This is a genomic window from Saccharothrix espanaensis DSM 44229 (genome assembly GCF_000328705.1).
In the GTDB taxonomy this organism is placed as follows: domain Bacteria; phylum Actinomycetota; class Actinomycetes; order Mycobacteriales; family Pseudonocardiaceae; genus Actinosynnema; species Actinosynnema espanaense.
In genome coordinates, this window is sequence record NC_019673.1 from 6,977,480 (window position 1) to 6,997,232 (window position 19,753).

General features: G+C 71.3%; 19 protein-coding genes. 10 read left to right on the plus strand and 9 right to left on the minus strand.

All coding sequences use genetic code 11. From position 1 onward, the window contains the following. Positions 1–558 (minus strand): hypothetical protein, encoded by a 558-nt coding sequence (locus BN6_RS30050; RefSeq protein WP_015103601.1) that lies wholly within the window; start codon positions 556–558, stop codon positions 1–3. Between the two features lie 184 nt (positions 559–742). Here BN6_RS30050 and BN6_RS30055 point away from each other — a divergent pair, with 184 nt between their 5' ends. Further along, positions 743–1,684: a COX15/CtaA family protein gene (locus BN6_RS30055; protein ID WP_015103602.1), complete on the plus strand. Its 942-nt coding sequence runs from the start codon at positions 743–745 to the stop codon at positions 1,682–1,684. Here the strand turns inward: BN6_RS30055 and BN6_RS30060 are convergent. Genes BN6_RS30060 through BN6_RS30075 form a run of 4 tightly spaced genes read right to left on the minus strand, consistent with a single transcriptional unit; the run spans position 1,621 to position 5,653 of the window. Next, on the minus strand, positions 1,621–2,085 hold the full coding sequence (locus tag BN6_RS30060) for a GbsR/MarR family transcriptional regulator (RefSeq protein ID WP_015103603.1): 465 nt from the start codon (positions 2,083–2,085) through the stop codon (positions 1,621–1,623). The two genes, BN6_RS30055 and BN6_RS30060, sit on opposite strands and share 64 nt — an antisense overlap. Positions 2,086–2,131: 46 nt before the next feature. Beyond that, positions 2,132–2,623: a DUF742 domain-containing protein gene (locus tag BN6_RS30065; protein WP_015103604.1), complete on the minus strand. Its 492-nt coding sequence runs from the start codon at positions 2,621–2,623 to the stop codon at positions 2,132–2,134. 7 nt (positions 2,624–2,630) lie between these two features. Beyond that, positions 2,631–3,074: a roadblock/LC7 domain-containing protein gene (locus tag BN6_RS30070; RefSeq protein ID WP_015103605.1), complete on the minus strand. Its 444-nt coding sequence runs from the start codon at positions 3,072–3,074 to the stop codon at positions 2,631–2,633. Further along, complete coding sequence (locus tag BN6_RS30075) at positions 3,071–5,653, minus strand: sensor histidine kinase (protein ID WP_015103606.1); 2,583 nt, start codon at positions 5,651–5,653, stop codon at positions 3,071–3,073. Before BN6_RS30075 ends, BN6_RS30070 begins: the two co-directional genes overlap by 4 nt. Positions 5,654–6,000: 347 nt before the next feature. On the opposite strand from BN6_RS30075, the gene BN6_RS30080 reads away from it, so the two are divergent. Further along, positions 6,001–6,408 carry a DUF485 domain-containing protein gene (locus BN6_RS30080; RefSeq protein ID WP_015103607.1) on the plus strand — a complete coding sequence of 136 codons (408 nt, stop codon included), beginning with the start codon at positions 6,001–6,003 and terminating at the stop codon, positions 6,406–6,408. Next, positions 6,405–7,982 carry a solute symporter family protein gene (locus BN6_RS30085; RefSeq protein WP_015103608.1) on the plus strand — a complete coding sequence of 526 codons (1,578 nt, stop codon included), beginning with the start codon at positions 6,405–6,407 and terminating at the stop codon, positions 7,980–7,982. Before BN6_RS30080 ends, BN6_RS30085 begins: the two co-directional genes overlap by 4 nt. Before the next feature lie 14 nt (positions 7,983–7,996). Here the strand turns inward: BN6_RS30085 and BN6_RS30090 are convergent, their stop codons facing one another. Both BN6_RS30090 and BN6_RS30095 read right to left on the minus strand, forming a co-directional pair. Beyond that, positions 7,997–8,860, minus strand: coding sequence for an ATP-grasp domain-containing protein (locus tag BN6_RS30090; protein ID WP_015103609.1), 864 nt, complete (start codon positions 8,858–8,860; stop codon positions 7,997–7,999). Between the two features lie 335 nt (positions 8,861–9,195). After that, entirely contained in the window at positions 9,196–9,483 is a 288-nt protein-coding gene (locus BN6_RS30095) for a hypothetical protein (protein ID WP_041314554.1), read from the minus strand. A 37-nt stretch (positions 9,484–9,520) separates the two neighbouring features. On the opposite strand from BN6_RS30095, the gene BN6_RS30100 reads away from it, so the two are divergent. Together BN6_RS30100 and BN6_RS30105 are read left to right on the plus strand one after the other, a co-directional pair. Next, on the plus strand, positions 9,521–11,143 hold the full coding sequence (locus BN6_RS30100; RefSeq protein WP_231904787.1) for a DUF885 domain-containing protein: 1,623 nt from the start codon (positions 9,521–9,523) through the stop codon (positions 11,141–11,143). Positions 11,144–11,323: 180 nt separating this feature from the next. Further along, on the plus strand, positions 11,324–12,295 hold the full coding sequence (locus BN6_RS30105) for a quinone oxidoreductase family protein (RefSeq protein ID WP_015103612.1): 972 nt from the start codon (positions 11,324–11,326) through the stop codon (positions 12,293–12,295). Between the two features lie 74 nt (positions 12,296–12,369). Here BN6_RS30105 and BN6_RS30110 read toward each other — a convergent pair whose 3' ends face one another. Then, on the minus strand, positions 12,370–12,954 hold the full coding sequence (locus BN6_RS30110; RefSeq protein WP_015103613.1) for an FKBP-type peptidyl-prolyl cis-trans isomerase: 585 nt from the start codon (positions 12,952–12,954) through the stop codon (positions 12,370–12,372). Between the two features lie 219 nt (positions 12,955–13,173). Between BN6_RS30110 and BN6_RS30115 the strand changes: the two genes are divergently transcribed. The 4 genes from BN6_RS30115 (at position 13,174) to BN6_RS30130 (ending at position 16,279) form a co-directional block, all read left to right on the plus strand. Next, a complete protein-coding gene (locus BN6_RS30115) occupies positions 13,174–14,184 on the plus strand; it encodes a hypothetical protein (protein ID WP_051076063.1) in 1,011 nt (336 codons plus the stop codon). A gap of 63 nt (positions 14,185–14,247) precedes the next feature. Continuing rightward, positions 14,248–14,838, plus strand: coding sequence for a hypothetical protein (locus tag BN6_RS30120; protein ID WP_231904788.1), 591 nt, complete (start codon positions 14,248–14,250; stop codon positions 14,836–14,838). A 50-nt stretch (positions 14,839–14,888) separates the two neighbouring features. Next, positions 14,889–15,542, plus strand: coding sequence for a hypothetical protein (locus tag BN6_RS30125; RefSeq protein ID WP_015103616.1), 654 nt, complete (start codon positions 14,889–14,891; stop codon positions 15,540–15,542). 149 nt (positions 15,543–15,691) lie between these two features. Beyond that, a complete protein-coding gene (locus BN6_RS30130; protein ID WP_015103617.1) occupies positions 15,692–16,279 on the plus strand; it encodes a sigma-70 family RNA polymerase sigma factor in 588 nt (195 codons plus the stop codon). Between the two features lie 172 nt (positions 16,280–16,451). Here BN6_RS30130 and BN6_RS30135 read toward each other — a convergent pair whose 3' ends face one another. Continuing rightward, entirely contained in the window at positions 16,452–17,375 is a 924-nt protein-coding gene (locus BN6_RS30135) for a heme o synthase (RefSeq protein WP_015103618.1), read from the minus strand. A gap of 284 nt (positions 17,376–17,659) precedes the next feature. Between BN6_RS30135 and tkt the strand changes: the two genes are divergently transcribed. Continuing rightward, complete coding sequence (gene tkt / locus BN6_RS30140; RefSeq protein ID WP_015103619.1) at positions 17,660–19,753, plus strand: transketolase; 2,094 nt, start codon at positions 17,660–17,662, stop codon at positions 19,751–19,753.

The following is a 19,753-nucleotide window of genomic DNA, read 5'->3' on the forward strand; positions in this document are numbered from 1 at the left end:
CTACGGTGCGCAGCCGAACAGGTCCGGGAAGACCTCCAACGACCTGGTGCCGACCCCGGTGACCTGCCCCTCGTCGCCTCGCACCACGCAGAAGTAGTAGATCGGCTCGGAGTCCGGCACCACCGGCTGCGCGAGGTACAGCTCGCTGAACGGCTCGGTGACCCCGCTGCCGCGCAACGCGGCCAGCGCCTTGTCCTCGATCATGGTGAACGGCTCCACGGCCTCGATCCCCACCCCGGGCTGCCAGATCACGGTCTCCACGTACTCGCCGCGGATGTCGTAGATGTAGCTGAAACCGCCCGACGGGTGACTCGGGTCGCTGAAGTTCACCGCCCACCCCTCGATGCCCTCCACGCCGCTCACCGGCGGCTGGTCCAGTTCGGCCTCCGCGCCGAAGAACCGCGCCTGGGGGTACTTCAGCGCGGCCTTGTCCTTGGCGGCGTCGACGATGGTGGGCAGCCCCACCCCGATCGGCGCGGCGGTGGCGGTCCCGGTCGAGGTGAACAGACCGGCGGCGAGCACCACTGCCGCCGCCAAGCCGGTGATACGCGGTCGCATGTCCTGGTCTCCCCACAACGTCGTGCGGACTCGTCCGTTCGATGCAACCGCCGCGACGGCCGACCCGCCACCGCATTCACCCGACGGTAGGACGCCCACCCGCCCGTGAGCCGGGCCACTCCACCCCCCGGCGGACCGGACCCGGCGCGGACCCCTCAGCTCCCGCTACCTACCATCGGTAGCCGTGCCCACCTGGTTGACCGGCTTCCTCCTCAAGTTCCAGCGCGTGTTCGCCATCGCGGTGGTGATCGCCGAGGCGGGGATCGCGGTCACCGGGTCGGTCGTCCGGGTCACCGGGTCCGGGCTCGGCTGCCCGACGTGGCCCGAGTGCGTGGACGGCAGCCTCATCCCGGTGGCCCACCCCGAGGTCGCGCCGCTGCACCAGTGGGTCGAGTTCGGCAACCGGACGCTGACCGGCGTCGTCGGGATCGTCGCCGCGCTGTGCGTGCTCTCCGCCTGGGTCGACCGGCCGCGCCGGCGACGGGTCCTGACGCTCGCGCTGGTCCAGTTCGGCGGCGTGGTCCTCCAGGCCGTCATCGGCGGGTCGCTGGTGCTCACCGGCCTGCTGTGGTGGACGGTCAGCATCCACATGCTGGTGTCGATGGTGCTCACCTGGGCCGCGGTGCTGCTGGTGGCCTCGCTGCGCGAAGGCGACGGGCCCGCCGTGCCGCTGGTGTCCAAGAACGTGACGCGGCTTCAGGTCGTGCAGGCCGCGGTGCTCGGCCTGCTGATGCTGGCCGGCACGTTCGTCACCGCCGCCGGTCCGCACGCCGGCGACTCCGCCACGCCCCGCCTGCAACTGCCCGTGCCGACGCTCGCCCAGATCCACGCCGACCTGCTGTTCCTGTTCCTCGGCATGCTGGTGGCGCTGGGCTTCGTGCTCGGCCGCCAGGCCCGGCGCGCCTACCTGGTGCTGATCGCCACGGTCGTCGCGCAGGGCGCGGTCGGCATGGTCCAGTACTGGACGGGCGTGCCCGAGGTGCTGGTCTCGGTGCACGTGCTGGGCGCGGGCGCGGTCGTGATCGCCACGGCGAACCTGTGGACCGCGACCCGCGTGCGCCCTCACCTGGAGGACGAGGGCCTGCGCTCCCAGACCGCGGGCAGCTCCGTCGCCAGCCACGTGTAGAGGTCGTCCACGGCCCGCAGCCGCTGCGCCCGCTCCGGGTCGCCGCTGAGCAGCCGCATCCCGGACTCGGTCAGCTCGCGCACGCTGGTCAGCGCGTCGAGCTTGCGCTGCACCAGGTCGGCCCACTTCTTCTCGTTGATCCGGTACTGCGCGGCCTGCCGGCCCCGGCGCGTCCGCTTGGTCACCAGACCCTCGTTCACCAGGAACTTCATGTTCGTGGAGATGGACCCGCTGGAGGCCTCCAGCTCCTGGGACAGCTCCGCCGCGGTCCGCTCGCTGGGCTGGCACACCAGCAGGTAGCCGAGGATCCGCCCGCCGATCAGCGGGATGCCCTCCTCGGCGAAGTGCGCGGCGAACCGCTCGATCCACGCCGACAACCGCGTCTCACGTCCGACACCCACGCTGACCGCCCCCTGGTTCTGTCGACACTGAAGCCATCGTAGGCAGTCAGAGTCGGCGGAGGCCCGCCAACACGCGCTCCATCAGCCCGAGATCGGGTTCTTCGGCGGACGCGGTCCCGTGCACGTCGATCAGGCCGCGCTCGGCCATGTCGCCCAGCAGCACCTTGGCCACGCCCAGCGGTAACCGCAGCAGCGCCGCCACCTCGGCCACCGAGCGCGGCGCGGCCACCAGGTTGAGCACCTCCTGGTACTCCGACTGGAGCGCGCCCGGGAACTCCCAGTCGACCACCGACACCAGGGTCTCGATCTCCAGCTGGTGCGACGACGTGGTGCGCCCGCCGGTCCACGAGTAGGCGCGCACGCTCGACGCCGCCTCCTCGCGCGGGAAGTCCGGGTCGTCCTGGAACACCGGGTGCGGCCTGGTCGGCCGCTCCACCGGGTCGGGCTCCTCGGCGGGCCGCGCCGACCGCCGCCCGCTCAGGCTGAACCCGTTCAGCAGGGCGGCGAACGACGCGTCCGGATCCTCGTCCTGGCTCATGACCACCTCACGCCGAAGGGCGGGCCATCATCCGCTTCACACCGTGCAGCTCCGCGCGCAGCTCGGGGGTGAGGAGCTGGCCGACCTGGTCCACCACGACGGTCATCTCGTAGGCCACCTGGCCGACGTCGGCGTCCGGCGCGGCCAGCACCGCCAGGCACGAGCCGTCCCGGATCGACATCAGCAGCATGATGCCGTACTGCATCTCGATCACCGAGCGCAGCACGCCGCCGCCGTCGAAGCAGCGCGCGGCCGACTCGGTGAGGCTCGCGACCCCCGCCGCGATCGCGGACAGCTGCTCGGCCCGGTCGTCGGGCAGGCCGCTGGACGCGGTGAGCAGCAGCCCGTCCACGGAGATCACCACGGCGTGGGCGACGCCCGGCACGCGTTCGGCGAAGTTGCTCACCAGCCAGCCGAACTGGTCGATCTGCCGTGACCTCTGCCCGCTCATGTCGTACTCTCCCGCCCCGTTCGGTTCTCACCGGAGTCGTGCACACCTTGCCTGACCCCGGTCTGGTAGCTCGCCAGGAACCCGCGTGTCGCGTTCGGGTCCCGCCGGACGGGTGCCGCCGCGTCGGGCGCACTCGGCCGTTCGGCGGCCAGGTTCGAGCGCGGACGCCTCTTCGGCAGACCCGCGGAGTTCTCCTGCACCGGAGGATCCCCCTGTCCGGGCACCTCCACGTGCCCGGAGTGTTCAACGCCGTTGTGGCGCGGTGGTTCCCCGTTCCCGCCGGGAACCCGGGAACGGCCGAACCACGTCGAGCCCGGACGGGGCCCGCCGGCGGTGTCCGGTGGTGCGGGAGCCGCCGTGCCGGGTGCGGATGCCGGCACGGGTTTGGTGAACAACGCCCCGGCCCTGACCGGCGGTGCCGGTGTCGCCGGGGTGACCGTGGTGCCGAAGGCCGTGGGGCCGGTCGGCGCCGGTTCGGCGGTGCGGCCCCGGAAGGACGCCCACTTCTCGTCGCGGGCCGGCGTGCCGTTGGTCGCGGCCGCCGGGGTGGTCGGGTCGGTCGCGGCGGTCGGGCCCGCCGGGGTCGTCTCGGGGGCGGCGTGCCGGGGCGCGCCGGGCTGGGCCGGGACCGGGCGCGCGGCCGTCGGCTGCACCACGCGGACCAGCTCGGCGGGCAGCGCCACGACCGCGCGCACGCCCTCGCCCTGCTCGCGCAACGCGACCTGGATGCCGTGCCGACCGGCGAGCCGGCCCACCACGTACAGGCCGAGCTGGCGCGACACCGGCAGGTCGCCGGCCTCCTCGTCGGCGGCGGCCCGCGCGATCTTCGCGTTGGCCTCGACCAGGTCGTCCTCGGACATGCCCACGCCGACGTCGACGACGTCCACCAGGACACCGCCACCGGGCCGGCCGCGACCGCCGACCACGACCTGGGTGCGCGGCGGCGAGAACGTCGTGGCGTTGTCCATCAGCTCGGCGATCAGCCGCACCACGTCGCCCGCGGCGTAGCCGACCACCTCGACCGGCGGCGTGGCCTGCACGACCACCCGCTGGTACTGCTCGATCTCGGAGGCCGAGGCGCGCAGCACGTCGCCCAGCGGCACCGGGCGGGTGAAGCGGCGGGCCATGTCGCTGCCGGAGAGCACCATCAGGTTCTCGTTGTTGCGGCGCATCCGGGTCGCCAGGTTGTCCAGCTTGAACAGGCCCGAGAGCTGCTCGGGCTGCTCCTCCCGGCGCTCCAGCTCCTCCATCAGCCGCAGCTGCCGCTCCACCAGGCTCTGGCTGCGGCGGGACAGGTTGATGAACGCGTTGCGCATGCCGGTGCGCAGCTCGGCCTGCTCGGTGGCGGAGCTGACGGCCTGCCGGTGCACCGCGTCGAACGCGCGCGCCAGCTGGCCGAACTCCTCCCGGGTGTGCACCGGCACCGGGTCGATCGTCACCTCCGGCGCGGTGTCCTCGCGCAACTGGGCCACCAGCGTCGGCAACCGGTGCTGCGCCACGTCCAGCGCGGCGACCCGCAGGGCGCGCAGCGAGCGCAGCAGGTAGCTGCCGACCACGAACCCGACCGCGACCGCGGCGAACAGCGACGCCAGCAGGATCGCCGAGGCGAAGCCCGCCCGGTCGCTGGTCTCGTCCTGGAGCCGGGCCGCGGATGCCTTGAGCTGGTCCTCCAGCCCGCGCAGCACCCGGTCGTACTGCTTGGCGGTGACCGTCGAGCCGTCGTCCCAGACCTCGGCGTCGATCCGGCGCAGCCCCTCCGGGTCGACCCGGACCTGCTGGAGCAGCGCGTCCCGGGAGGCCACGGTCTCGCCCGCGACCGCCGACCGGAAGTCGGCCTGCTGCTGCGGCGTGGCCACGGCGGTGAAGTCGGCGATCTTGTCCTGCTGGCGCGTCCAGGACTGCTCCAGCGAGTTGCGCTCGGTCTCCGGCAGCACGCCCGTGCGGACGCCGGAGAGCACGGTCGCGTGCTGCCACGAGATCTGCTCGGCCGCCATCGCCAGGTTGTGCAGCGCGTTCGCGGTACCGGCCAGCGCCGGGTCGCCGAAGTCGCCCACCATCGCCTGGTCGAAGTCCAGCAGCGCGCGCAGCACGACCGTGTAGCCGCCGATCGCGCCGGCCGGCTCGATGGTCCGCGCCAGCACCCGGTCACGCAGTTGCGGCAGACCGTCCAACTGCACGTTGACGTCGTCGAACCGGGCCGTGGCGACCGGGCCCAGGGAGGAGGCGGTGCGCTCCAGGAGGTTGCGCACACCGGCCACCGCGGCGTCGGTGTTGCGCAGGAGTTCCTTGAACCGGCGCTGTTCCACGCTGGTCGCCTCGACACCGCGGGCCGCCACCGCGCGCTCGGCCTGGATGTTGGCGATCAACGGGTCCAGACCGGCACGAAGGGTGACCATCCGCTGCGCCGCCGAGTAACCGTCCGCTGCCCTTACGTAGCCGCGGATCTGCACCATGCCCGCGCCGATGGCGACGATCACCGGCACCGCCAGCACGGCGGCGAGCTTGACCGGCAGGCGCCAGTTCCGCCAGTCCGCGACAGCGCCCCACCACGGCCAGCGCGCGCTGTTGTCGCCAGTCACCAGACAAGTCCCGGGAGTTCGAGTGGTTGATCCGCCACGCAGTTCGACGCCTGCGCCAAGGCACGCCGGCGGCGGATGCTGATGGGCGATAGTAGGTCGTGATCGGGGCCGGGACAACGACCTCGGGCCATGTGCTCATCCGTTCGGATCAGACACGCACAGTGAAGTCAACGCTGAAACCCGCGCTGGGCGGCCTGACGGCACGGGAGTTGAGCAGCCGTAACGGTTGCGCGGCGGCTCGGCGTGATGCAATCGGCCGTTGACTGAGAGCACTTCGTGATTAGGCTGATCGCTCATCGAGCCGCGCGATCCCTGCGGTGGAGAAGGCAAATCACCGTGGAGGATTGATGACGAAGGCGATCCTGCCCCCGGGCGAGTCCAGACGGGCGCGCGGTTTCGCGACGTTCGAGGAGCCTCCGCCACCGCTGCTGGTGGACGCGGCCGGCCGGCCGGACTTCGCGGCGATCCGCGACACCGACGAGTTCCGCGAGCTCAAGCGGCGCACGACGGTGTTCGTGCTGCCCGCCGTGCTCGGCTTCCTGGCCTGGTACCTGGGCTACGTGGTGGCGTCGGCGTTCGCCCCGGAGTTCATGGGCACCAAGGTGCTCGGGGAGATCAACACCGGCATGGTGTTCGGGCTGCTCCAGTTCGTCTCGACGCTCGCGCTCACGGTGGCCTACGCCCGCTACGCCCGGCGGCGGATCGACCCGCAGGTGGCGCAGGTCCGGGCGCTCACCGCGGAGGAGAAGCGGTGACCGGCGCGAACACCGCGCTCAACCTGGGCGTGTTCGGCGTCTTCGTGGTGATCACGCTGTTCGTGGTCTACCGGGTCGGGTCGCGCAACGCGACCGCGTCGGACTACTACGCCGCCGGCAGCAGCTTCACCGGGCCGCAGAACGGGGTCGCGCTGTCCGGCGACTTCCTGTCCGCGGCCTCGTTCCTGGGGATCACCGGCAGCATCGCGGTCAACGGGTACGACGGGTTCCTGTACTCGATCGGCTGGGTGGTGTCCTGGCTGCTCGGCCTGATGATCATCGCGGAGCGGCTGCGCAACACCGGGCGGTTCACGCTCGGCGACGTGCTCGCGTTCCGGATGCGGCAGCGGCCGGTGCGGGCCGCGTCGGCGTACGTGACGCTGGTGATCTCGCTGTTCTACATGATCGCGCAGATGGCGGGCGCGGGCGCGTTGATCGCCCTGCTGCTCGACGTGCACACCAGCGGCGGGCAGGCGATCGTGATCGCGGTCGTCGGCGTGGTGATGGTGCTGTACGTGCTCGTCGGCGGGATGAAGGGCACCACCTGGGTGCAGATCATCAAGGCCGTGCTGCTGATCCTGTGCGTGACCCTGATGTCGGTGTTCGTGCTCGGCAAGTTCGGGTTCAGCCTGTCCGGGATCATGGAGGCGGCCACCCGCAACTCGTCGCTGGGGCCCGAGGTGCTGGAGCCCGGCGTGCGCTACGGCGGGTCGGCGTTGGCGAGCCTGGACTTCGTGTCGCTGGCGCTGGCGCTGGTGCTCGGGACCGCGTCGCTGCCGCACGTGCTGATGCGGTTCTACACGGTGCCCAACGCGCGCGAGGCGCGGCGGTCGGTCGTGTGGGCGACGTGGGTCATGGGCGTGTTCTACCTGTGCACGCTGGTGATCGGGTACGGGTCGCTGGCGCTGGTCGGGTCGGACACGATCAAGAACGCGCCGGGCGGCGAGAACTCCGCCGCGCCGCTGCTGGCGTTCCGGATCGGCGGCGTGGTGCTGCTGGGGATCGTGTGCGCGGTCGCGTTCGCGACGATCCTGGCGGTGGTGGCCGGGTTGACGTTGACGGCGTCGGCGTCGTTCGCGCACGACGTGTACGCGAACGTGATCAAGCGCGGGCAGGCCGAGCCGAAGTCGGAGGTGCGGGTCGCGCGGCTGACCGCGGTGGGCGTCGGGGTGCTGGCGATCGGCGGCGGGATAGCGGCGAACGGGCAGAACGTGGCGTTCCTGGTCGGGTTGGCGTTCGCGCTGGCGGCGTCGGCGAACCTGTCCACGATCATCTACTCGATGTTCTGGAAGCGGTTCAACACCAACGGGACCCTGTGGGCGATCTACGGCGGGCTGGGGTCGTGCGTGATGCTGATCGCGTTCTCGCCGGCGCTGTCGGGAACGAAGACGTCGGTGTTCCCGGACGTGGACTTCGCCTTGTTCCCGCTGGGCAACCCGGGCCTGGCGTCGATCCCGTTCTCGTTCCTGTGCGGGTGGCTGGGGACGGTGCTCAGCCGGGAGCAGGCCGACCCGGCCAAGCAGGCCGAGATGGAGGTCCGCTCGCTGACCGGCATCGGATCGGGCCTGCGGTAGCCGCCCGGTTCTCGTCACCAGGCTTGACGGGCGCTCAGGGCGGCGCGGACGGCCGAGGCGAAGCGCTGGGGCGCGGCGGCGTCGGCCTGCCGGAAACCGAGGGACGGCTCCACGAGCTCGAGTTCCAGCAGCAGCGGCGCGCCGTCGTGCCCGGTGACCAGGTCGACCCGGGCGTAGAGGAGTTCGCCGCGGCGCAGGCCGAGCAGGCGGACGGCGGCGTCGAGCGCGTCCTCGGCGACCCGGCGCTGGGCGGCGGTCGGTGACGCGCCGGAGAGCCGTTCGACGAGGTAGAGCCCGGATTCGTCGAACTCGGCGTCCGGGGTGAGCATCGCGCCCTTGGTGAAGGCGTGCGAGTACTGGCCGCCGAAGAAGACCAACGCCGTCTCCCCCGCCGAGTCCACGGCGGACTGGTAGGGCTGGACGAGCGCCGCGACCCCCAGCGAGTCCAAGTGCGCCGACGCGGCGGAGTGGTCCCCGGCGGCGACCCGGAGCGCACCCCGCGAGCCCGCGCCCACCGTCGGCTTGACCACGAACTCACCCTCGGGCCAGTCCGAGAACCCCGGCGCGACAACACGGGTGGGCACGACGGGAACCCCGGCGGCGGCGAGGTCGACCAGGTAGGACTTGTCGGTGTTCCACGGCACGACCGCCGCCGGGTTCGCCAACGCGGGCACCGAGGAGCACCAGGAAGTGAACTCCCCCAACCGCTCGGTGTAGTCCCAAGTGGACCGCAGGATCACCAGATCGGCGGTCTCCCCGGACCCCCACACCGACCAGTCCGCCGCCACCCCGACATCGGCCAGGACGTCGATCAACGCGTCGTCGTCCCCGTCACCGGCGGGCAGGGAGGCGCAAGTGGCAAAAAGAACCTTCACCACCGCAGCCTAGACAAACCCCAGCCCACCCAGGCGGCGTCCGGCATCTGCCACTCGTCGCCGTGGACACCCGATCTGCCACGGGCCGCCGTAGGTTCGCCCGCCGTCGGCGGGTGCGTCCGGTGTGGCGTGGGCGACGGGGCGCGGGCGGGCGGACGTGGGCGGCCGGGAGCCCCGGGGTGGGGGCATGGCTCGGCCTGGGGTCGGGCTGGGGCCTTGTCACGGTCGTTCCGCCAGGCGCCGCCACCTTGTTCTGGCAACGAAATCCGTCCGGGATTAGTGCCCGAACGTCCTGACCTTCACTCGATCCAGTGATCAAGTCCCGACAAAACCGCTGGTCAGTGCCGTGCCATCTTACGGCGGTGGACGGGACCGACCTTCAGGGCGGCGGTGGTTTCGCGGTCCCATTCGTGGAGGTCCAGGTCGGACACCGCGGCCACCACGGCTTCCGCCGCCGCCACGGTCGGCAGGACGATGTCGCCCATCGCGCCGTCGTCGCCGACCAGCACCACCCGGGCGCCCGCTCGGCCGATGTTCTCCACCACCGCGCGCGCGGGCTTGCCGTGGGCCGCCACGAAGGCTTCCGCCGTTTTGACCGCCGCGCCGATCTTCTTGTCCTCAGCCACCCCGCCAGAGTAGAACCTGCGGGTAACTTCCGTGCACGTGACCGAAACCACGACACTCCCCCGGCTGGTCGACGATTTCCTCTCGTGGCAGTTCGACCGGCACCCGGGCACGGCCGCGATCCTCGGCTCGCTCGCCCACGACCGCACGCTCGGCGACTTCGGCGCCGACTTCTTCACCCGCTACGACCGCGAGGCCGCCGGTTGGCTGGAGCGGTTCGAACGTGCCCGCACCGACGACCTCGACGAGTCCGTCGACCGCGACCTGGTGATCTCCGTGCTGCGCGGACACCTCGCCAAAGCGTCCTGGCCGGCCTGGCGGCGCGACCCCACCACCTACACCGCGGCCGTGTTCTTCCCGCTGTTCGCCGCGTTCCTCAACCGGCTGCGGCCGGAGCACGAGCTGGTCGACAGCGTCATCGCGCGGCTCGCCGAGGTGCCCTCGGTGCTCGCGGCGTGCCAGGCGAACCTGGACCCGGACCTGGCGTCGCCGCTGATCGTGGCGCGGGCCGCGGCGCAGGCGCGGACCGGGCGGGCGTTCGTCACGCGGACGTTGCCGGGCGAGGTGGCCGATCCGGGGTTGCGGGCGAAGGTGGCCGCGGCGGCGGAGCCCGCGGCGGAGGCGTTCGACCGGCTCGCGGCGTTCCTGGACGCGTTCGGGCGGACCGCGCGGGGCGACTGGCGGATGGGCGAGCAGCTCTACTCGACGCTGCTGCGCGACCAGGAGGTCCTCGGGTACGGGGCGGCCGAGCTGCACGAGCGCGGCAAGGTCGCCTACGCCGAGCTGGAGGCCGAGATCCGCGCGCTGGCCGGGACCGACGACTGGCACGCGGTGATGCTCTCGCTGCAGGACGACCACCCGCCGACGCCGGAGGCGATGCGGGTGGAGTACGAGGCCGAGACGCGCCGGGCGCGGGCGTTCCTGGTCGAGCACGGCCTGGTGACGCTGGCCGACGGGGAGGAGTGCCGGGTGGTGCCGTCGCCCGCGTTCCAGCGCCCGATCCTGAGCGTCGCGTCCTACATGTCGCCGCCGCCGCTGACCTCCGCGCGGGTGGGCCACTTCTTCGTGCCGTGGCCGCCGGAGGAGTTCACCGCCGACCAGGTCGAGCAGCGGCTGCGGACGAACTCGCGCGCCCAGTTGGCGACGATCGCCGTGCACGAGGCGTACCCCGGCCACCACTGGCACCTGTCGTGGCTGGCCACCCAGAACCGGCCGGTGCGCAAGGTGCTGCGCACGCCGTACTTCTCCGAGGGGTGGGCGCTGTACTCGGAGAAGCTGCTCAAGGAGCACGGCTACTACAGCGTGGAGACGGTCGGCGACGCCGCCAAGGCGCGCGCCCAGGAGCTGGCGTACGTGGAGGCGCGGCTGTTCCGCGCGGCGCGGATGATCGTGGACACCGCGCTGCACTGCGGCGACATGGACGTGGCCGAGGCCGAGGCGTTCATGACCACGAAGGCGTCGCTGACGCCGAGCACGGCGCAGGGCGAGGTCAACCGGTACTGCGCGTGGCCGACGCAGGCCCCGTCGTACCTGACCGGCGCGTTGGAGATCGAGCGGATCCGGGACGAGTTCACCGGCACGCAGCGCGAGTTCCACGACAAGCTGGCCGGGTCGGGTTCGCTGCCGCTGGGGCTGGCGCGGCGGGTCGCGCTGGGGAGGTAGGGCCGGGTTCCCGGATCGCGGGACGCGGGGCGGCCGGGTGCCGGCGGCGGAACAGGCCGGTGCGCGGCAGAGTTGGGCTCTAGCGACGGGCCTGACGGGGTCCGGCCGGATGTGGCCGGATGTGCGTGGCCGAACGTGTGTAGCCAGATGTGTGGCCAGATGTGTGTGGAGGGACGGGACATGCCCAAGGCAGTAGTGGTGCGCGCGACCGGCGGGCCCGAGGTGTTGGAGTTCGGCGAGGTCGACGCGAAGTCGCCGGGCGCGGGCCAACTCCTGGTCGACGTGGCGGCGGCGGGTGTGAACTACATCGACACCTACCACCGCGAGGGCCGCTACCCGCTGCCGCTGCCGTTCGGCATCGGGCTGGAGGGGTCGGGCCGGGTGGCGGCGGTGGGCCCGGACGTGTCCGGGTTCGCGGTCGGCGACCGGGTGGCGTGGTCGTCGGCGCTGGGCAGCTACGCGGAGCAGGCGCTGGTCTCGGCGTCGGACGCGGTGCCGGTGCCCGACGGCGTCGCCGACGACACGGCGGGTGCGCTGCTGTTGCAGGGCCTCACGGCGCACTACCTGGTCGCGTCGACCTACCCGGTGCAGAGCGGCGAGACGGTGCTGGTGCACGCGGCCGCGGGCGGGGTCGGGCTGCTGCTGGTGCAGTTGGCCAAGGCGCGCGGCGCGCGGGTGATCGGCACGGTGTCGACCGAGGCCAAGGAGGCGTTGGCGCGGGAGGCGGGCGCGGACGAGGTGATCCGGTACGACCAGGTGGAGTTCGCGCCGGTGGTGCGGGACCTGACCGGCGACGAGGGCGTGGCCGCGGTGTACGACGGCGTGGGCGCGGCGACGTTCGACGGGAGTCTGGCGAGTCTGCGCCGGCGCGGGTACCTGGTGCTGTTCGGCGGGGCCAGCGGCGCGGTGCCGCCGGTCGACCCGCAACGGCTCAACCAGGCAGGGTCGGTGTACCTGACGCGTCCGTCGCTGGGCGCGTACACGGCGACCCGTGAGGAGTTGGAGTGGCGTGCGGGCGAGCTGTTCGCGGCGGTCGCGGACGGGTCGTTGGACATCCGGATCGGTGGGCGTTACGCGCTCGCGGATGCCCGTAAGGCGCACGAGGACCTGGAAGGACGGCGTACGACCGGCAAGCTGCTGCTCGTGCCGTAAGGCCGCGCCAGTGATGCGCGGAGGGGCCCCGGCGGTGTGCCGGGGCCCCTCGTCGTCTCGTGGTGGGGTGGGGCTCAGCCCTCGACCTTGATGGCGTCGATGACGAAGATCAGCGTCTCGCCGGGCTGGATGGTGCCCTTGCCCTGCGGGTAGCCCTTGTCCGACGGCACGACCAGCAGGCGGCGGCCGCCCTCCTTGAGGCCGATGAGGCCCTCGTTCCAGCCCTGGATGACCGGGGCCTGGCCGATGTTCTTCAGCGGGAACGGCGCGCCGTTGTCCCAGGACGCTTCCCGGGTCTTGGCGTCGCGGAAGGTGGCCAGGACGTAGTGCAGCTCGGTGTTCGAGCCGGCCTTGATCTCCGGGCCGGTGCCCTCGGTGAGGTCCTTGACCAGCAGGCCGTCCTGCGGCTTGCAGCCGGTCGGCACGGTGATCGTCGGCTTCGCGCCGGGCTCGCCGGTCACCTGGTACTGGGTGACCTCGCACGGCGGGCCGCTCGGCTCGGGCAGCTTCTCGGCCTGCGCCTCGGTGGTGGCGGGCGCGGTCGCCGAGGGGGTGTTGGTCTTGGTGGACGGCCGGTCGCTCGCGGTGCACGCGGACAGCGCCAAGCCGGCGGACAGCAGGGAGACGAGGACCAGGGCCGTACGGCCGACAGTACGCATGGTTGCGGAGCTTATGGTGCGGCCCCGGACGCCGGACGCCCAGGCCCACCGCAGGCGCAACGCCGGTCACGGTGCGCTGTCGACCGGCCGGAAATCAATCCGCAAATCTGCCACTAATTACCGCTTTCGCAGTTCGACACCCCAGCGTACAGTAACTCCGCGCAGTTGATCGGATACCGATGGCAGTCGCCCTTTCGGGTGCCCGCCAAGGAGGTGAACATGGTGTCCGCGGTGCCTCGGGGCGAACGCGGCAACCTGTTGCAGGAATTGTTCTGGACCAGGACCGGGCTGCTTCTGCTCCTCCTCGTGGTGACCTCCGGAACAAGCCTGGCCATGTCGAGCGGAATGGATCCGGGGACCGCGCGGAACTTCATCGCGTCGGTCGGCACCGGCACCATGATCTCGGCCGTGGTCGGATTCACGCAGACGCTGATCACCAGTTCGGCGGCACAGCGCGCGTTGATCACGCCGGTGGTCGAGGAGAGCCGCAAGGCGCTGCACGACCTCACCGCCGAATACCGGGCGCTGGACCGCGAGTTCTTCCCGAGCAACGTGTTCGAGCCGACCGCGCGGCCGGACCCGGCGTTCAACCAGCTGATGATGCAGGACCTGGAGCGGACCCGGCTCTACGGGTTCCGCGGGTTCGCCGGCCGGTACGCGGCCTGCCGGCTGCTGCTCGCGCAGTCGGAGTGCGAGCTCAGGGCCGTCCTGGCCGACCCGAGGGACGACGACGCGATCAGCGGTCGGGCCCGCTACCTGCTGCGGCACGAGGGCGCGGAGGGCGACTACGACACCATCGTGGACCGGTTGCGCGACCAGATCTCGATCGGCCTGGTCGGCTTGTTCCTGGCCCGCAGCCGGTGTTCGCGGATCGACCTGACGATCGTCCCGGACCCGCCGCTGGACCGGCTGGAGCTGTTCGACGACAGCGCCTGGCTGACCCTCTACAGCAACACCAGCGCCGGCGTCGTCCGGCTCTACCCGCGCACGCTCCGCTTCTCCGAGGGGTCGTTCCTGTACGGGATGGAACGCGCGGAGTTCCTGCGCATCAGCAATTCCAAGGCAGGACTGCACGTCGTCATCACGCCCGGCAGCAGCCGGGCCGACTTCCGCGTGCTGTTCGAGAAGATCACCGATGCACCGCTGTCCGAAGAACGTTTCCGGGCGCTGGAGGACAAGTTCCACCGGTTCCGCCGGGAATTCTCCGCCTCCGCTCAGCTGGGGAGCTGATAAGTCGTGTTGACCGAGTCTGCCGGGTCCTCCGCCCTCGTGGAGCTCGCCACCGTCATCGCTGTGGCAGACCCCCCTGTCGTCGACCACTGGGAGCACGTGCGCGGCCGGTTCCGGGCCTGGGCGGCGAGCCCGGACCTGCGCCGCCGGCTGCGCGCGCACCTGCACCGGCTCAGCCCGCAGGAGGAAATGCGGGTGGTGGCGAAATCGCGGGAGACCACGACGCACTTCGCGTGGTGCCTGCGCGACGAGCCGGCCGAGCCGTTCACCTTCTGGCTGCACGAGTACAAACCGCAGCGGGATTGGCGGCAGGGGTACGCCGATTCCATCCACAATCACCGCTACCACTTCTGCACCACCCTGCTCGCGGGCTCCTACCTGCACGAACGCTTCGTCGCACGGCTCGCGGCGGACGGCCGGTCCATCCAGGACACCACTTTGCTGCGCAGCACCCAGGCGGTCGAGGGTGATTCCGGGACGATGCTGGCGCACGAATTCCACCGCATCCCGAAAGCGGCGGACGACACGGTGACGTTCCTGGTGAAGAGCCGCGCGGTCAACCCGTGGAGCCTGTCCTACGACCCGGACACCGGGACCAGTCACCGGCACGTCCCGGTCGAGTCCCGGCTGGAGGAACTGACGAACGCGCTCTAAGGATCACCGGACCGCCTTACCATCGCCCCACCCGGCACGGGAGGGGTCCAATGAGCACGGTCTCGGCACCGACGATCACGGCGCAGGCGGTCTCCGAAGTGGAGCGCGAGGTGTGGCGCCTGTGCCGCACCCTGGCCGCGAAACTGCAGTTCCACGGCTGGCACCACGTCAGCTTCGTGCGCGACAAGGCGGTCGACTTCGCCCGGCGCAACGGCGCGGACGTGGCGCTGGTCGAGGTCGCCGCCCTGGTGCACGACGTGAACTACATGGTCCGCAAGAACTCGCTGCCCGTGGACGGGCGGCGGCTGCGACTGTCCATCCTGGCCGACGCGGGCGTCCCGGACGCCGTCGCGGTCAGGGTGGACGTGGTGGTCGAGGAAGCCGAGATGCGGACCCGGCACCGGCACATCTCGCTGGAGGCGCAGGCGCTGTCCGACGCGGACACGCTGTTCAAGGCGCTGCCGGTGACGCCGGTCGTGCTCGCGCCCCGGTACCTGGAGGAGAACGGCATCACGCTGCGCGAGCTGGCGCACAAGATCGTCGGCGAGCAGCAGGCCAAGCAGGACGAGGGCTACTACTTCTACGACCCGGAGGCGGCGGCCACCTACTCGCGGTGGGCGACGGCGAACCTGGAACTCTGGCAGTGCATCGTAGAATCGTTGAACGATCCTACTGTCGACCGCCTGTTGGCCGACGTCTCATGACCACTGTGGTCACTCTCCAAACCTGATCCGACCGAAGTTGGTCCGAAAGTCACCCGAAATTACCCCGAATGCCCGCGTAAGGCTCACCGAGAGTGCGCGTCACCCGGTTGAAGCCGCGGTGGGCGCCGTGGCGGGGGTGGAGGTGCGTGGTGTTCGCGGACGGTCGGACGGTTCCGTTAAAAGAGTCGGTGTCCCCCGAGGTCGTGACGCAAGCGGTGGGTGGCGTGCGGGACGCCGTGGAGCGGTTGCTCAAGGCGGTCCGGCCGGTCGTCCTGCGCTACTGCCGCGCGCGGCTGGGCGGGTCGCTGATCTCGCCCGACGACGTCGCCCAGGAGGTGTGCATGGCCGTGCTGCAAGCGCTCCCCCGCTACCGCGACCAGGGCAGGCCGTTCCTGGCGTTCGTCTACGGGATCGCCGCCCACAAGGTGGCCGACGCCCACCGGTACGGCGCGCGCAACCGGATCGACCCGGTGGCCGACGTGCCGGACGGCCCGGTCACCGAAGCTGGGCCGGAGCTGATCCTGCTGCGCGGCGAGTTGTCGGAGGAGATGTCGCGGCTGCTCGACGTCCTGCCGCCCAAGCAGCGCGAGATCCTGCTGCTGCGGGTCGTGGTGGGGCTGTCGGCGGAGGAGACGGCGGAGGCCGTGGAGTCGACTCCGGGCGCGGTGCGCGTCGCCCAGCACCGCGCCCTCACCCGCTTGCGCAAGGTGATCACGGAGCACCTGGTGACCCACTAGACCATTTTCGGCCCGATCCTCGGATGAGGGAGGCACGCGGTGACCGACGCGTTCGATCCCGATCGAACGCGTCGACTTCGAGTTCGCCTCGTGCCGATGAGGGACGCCGAGGTCACCACGGCAACGCTGCCCGCGGCATCACGGCCGAGGCGCAGGAGCCTGCTGGAAAGCCCTAGAAGGGCCAGCCGAGCACGGGCAGGCCCACGACGGCGTCCACGGCCAGGCCGCAGAACACGAACATCAGGTACAGGTTCGACATGTGGAAGAACTTCATCGTGTTGGTCGACCCGCCGCGCCTGACGACACCGTGCAGCCGGTGCGCGAACACGGCGAACCAGATGCCCGACAGGGCCGCGATCGACACGTAGATCCACGACGTCACGGGGGCCAGCAGCAGCGTGCACACCACGGTGATCCACGAGTAGATCACGATCTGCCGCGTCACCTGCTGCGCCGTCGCCACCACCGGCAGCATCGGCACGCCCGCCCGCGCGTAGTCCTCCTTGAACTTCATCGCCAGCGCCCACGTGTGCGGCGGCGTCCAGAAGAAGATCACGCCGAACATCACCAGGGCCGGCCACGCGACCGTGCCGGTCACCGAGGACCACCCGATGATCACCGGCATGCAGCCGGCCATCCCGCCCCAGATGATGTTCTGCGACGTGCGCCGCTTGAGCACCAGCGTGTAGACGAAGATGTAGAACAGGATCGTGGCCACCGCGAACACGGCCGAGATCAGGTTCGTGGTCAACCACAGGAACGCGAACGACACCACGCCCAGCACCACGCCGAAGATCAGCGCGTTGCGGGGTGGGATCGTGTTCTGCGCGAGCGGACGGGCCCCGGTGCGCTTCATCACCGAATCGATGTCGGCGTCCACGTAGCAGTTCAGCGCGTTCGCCGAGCCCGCCGCGAGGGTGCCGCCGGCGAGCGTGCAGGCGATCAGCCACAGCGGCGGGAGGCCGCGCGCGGCCAGCAGCATCGCCGGGATGGTGGTGATCAGCAGCAGTTCGATCACGCGCGGCTTGGTGAGGGCCACGTACGCGCCGACGACCTGTCGGGGCGATCGCGCCGGTAGCTCGCTGACGGCACTCATCGCACTCCTTGGTCAGGTCTCGGGGATGCGCAGATCGTAACTCCGGGTGGAAAACGCAGCCCGTTCGGGTACGCCTGAACGTGAGGCAACACCGGTTCTGAACGCACCCGACGACCTGTTCGCATGACCTGTGCGTACACCCACAGAGTGTTCACGGCACGAGGGTCCGACCAGCCGACTAGGCTGGCCGCGGACGAGGGAAAACCGCGGATCGGGCCTGACGGGATCGATTGAGAACGCCCGTCGACCACCTGCCGCCTACGTGAGACTGGAGCTGGAAGTCCGTGTCCGTCACCGATGACATCACCCGGCTGACCGAGGCCCATCTGCCCGCCGACTGGACGGAGCTCGACAAGCGCGCCGTCGACACCGCCCGCGTCCTGGCCGCCGACGCGGTCCAGAAGGTCGGCAACGGCCACCCCGGCACCGCGATGAGCCTGGCGCCGCTGGCCTACACGCTGTTCCAGCGCGTCATGCGCCACGACCCGGCGGACGCCGACTGGCCGGGCCGCGACCGGTTCGTGCTCAGCGCCGGCCACTCCAGCCTGACCCTCTACGTGCAGCTGTTCCTCGCCGGCTACGGCCTGGAGCTGGACGACCTGAAGGCGCTGCGCACGTGGGGCTCGCGCACCCCCGGCCACCCCGAGCACGGGCACACCCGCGGCGTGGAGATCACCACGGGCCCGCTGGGCCAGGGCCTGGCCTCGGCGGTCGGCATGGCGATGGGCGCGCGCCGCGAGCGCGGCCTGTTCGACCCGGACGCCGCGCCCGGCGCGAGCCCGTTCGACCACCAGATCTACGTGATCGCCTCCGACGGCGACATCGAGGAGGGCGTGACCTCCGAGGCGTCCTCGCTCGCGGGCACCCAGCAGCTGGGCAACCTCACGGTGATCTACGACGACAACAAGATCTCCATCGAGGACGACACGGCGATCGCGCTGTCCGAGGACACCGCGAAGCGCTACGAGGCCTACGGCTGGCACGTGCAGGTCGTGGAGGGCGGCGAGAACGTCGCCGGCATCCTCGACGCGCTGGAGAAGGCCAGGGCGGAGACGTCGCGCCCGTCGTTCGTGCTGCTGCGCACGATCATCGGCTACCCGGCGCCGAACAAGCAGAACACCGGTGCGGCGCACGGCGCGGCGCTGGGCGGCGACGAGGTCGCGGCGGTCAAGAAGCTGCTCGGCTTCGACCCGGAGCGGTCCTTCGAGGTGGCCGACGAGGTGCTCGCGCACGCCCGCGAGGTCGTCCAGCGCGGCGAGGCCGCCAAGGCCGAGTGGCAGGAGTCGTTCGACACGTGGGCGTCGGCGAACCCGGAGCGCAAGGCGCTGTTCGACCGGCTCACCGCGCGCGAGCTGCCCGAGGGCTGGACCGACGTGCTGCCGTCGTGGGAGCCCGACGCCAAGGGCGTGCCGACCCGCAAGGCCTCCGGCGAGACGCTGACCGCGCTCGCGGCGGTGCTGCCGGAGCTGTGGGGCGGCTCGGCCGACCTCGCCGAGTCGAACCTGACCACGATGAAGGGCGAGACCTCCTTCGGCCCGGAGTCGATCTCCACCGGCATGTGGAAGACCAACCCGTACGGCCGCACGCTGCACTTCGGCGTCCGCGAGCACGCCATGGGCTCGATCCTCAACGGCATCGCGCTGCACGGCCCGACCCGCCCGTACGGCGGCACGTTCCTGGTGTTCTCCGACTACATGCGCCCGGCCGTGCGGCTCGCGGCGGTCATGAAGTCGCCGGTCACCTACGTGTGGACGCACGACTCCATCGGCCTGGGCGAGGACGGCCCGACGCACCAGCCGATCGAGCACCTGGCCGCGCTGCGCGCGATCCCGGGCCTCACCGTGGTGCGCCCCGGTGACGCCAACGAGACGGCCGCCGCGTGGCGGGCGAACATCGAGCAGATCGACGGCCCGGTCGGCCTGGCGCTGAGCCGGCAGAACCTGCCGGTGCTGGCGGGCACCAAGGAGAAGGCGGTCGAGGGCGTCAAGCGCGGCGGTTACGTGCTGGCGGGCGAGGGCGAGCCCGAGCTGATCCTGATCGCCACCGGCTCGGAGCTGCAGATCGCGGTCGAGGCGCGCGAGGCGTTCGAGGCCGAGGGCGTCGCGACCCGCGTGGTGTCGCTGCCCAGCATCGAGTGGTTCGACGCGCAGGACGAGGCGTACCGCGAGTCCGTGCTGCCGTCGTCGGTCAAGGCGCGCGTGGTGGTCGAGGCGGGCATCGCGCAGCCGTGGCACCGGTTCGCCGGCGACGCGGGCGAGATCGTGTCCATCGAGCACTTCGGCGCGTCGGCGGACTACCAGACGCTGTTCCGCGAGTTCGGCTTCACGACCGAGAACGTGGTCGCGGCGGCCCGCCGGTCGCTGGCCAAGGTCCGCTAG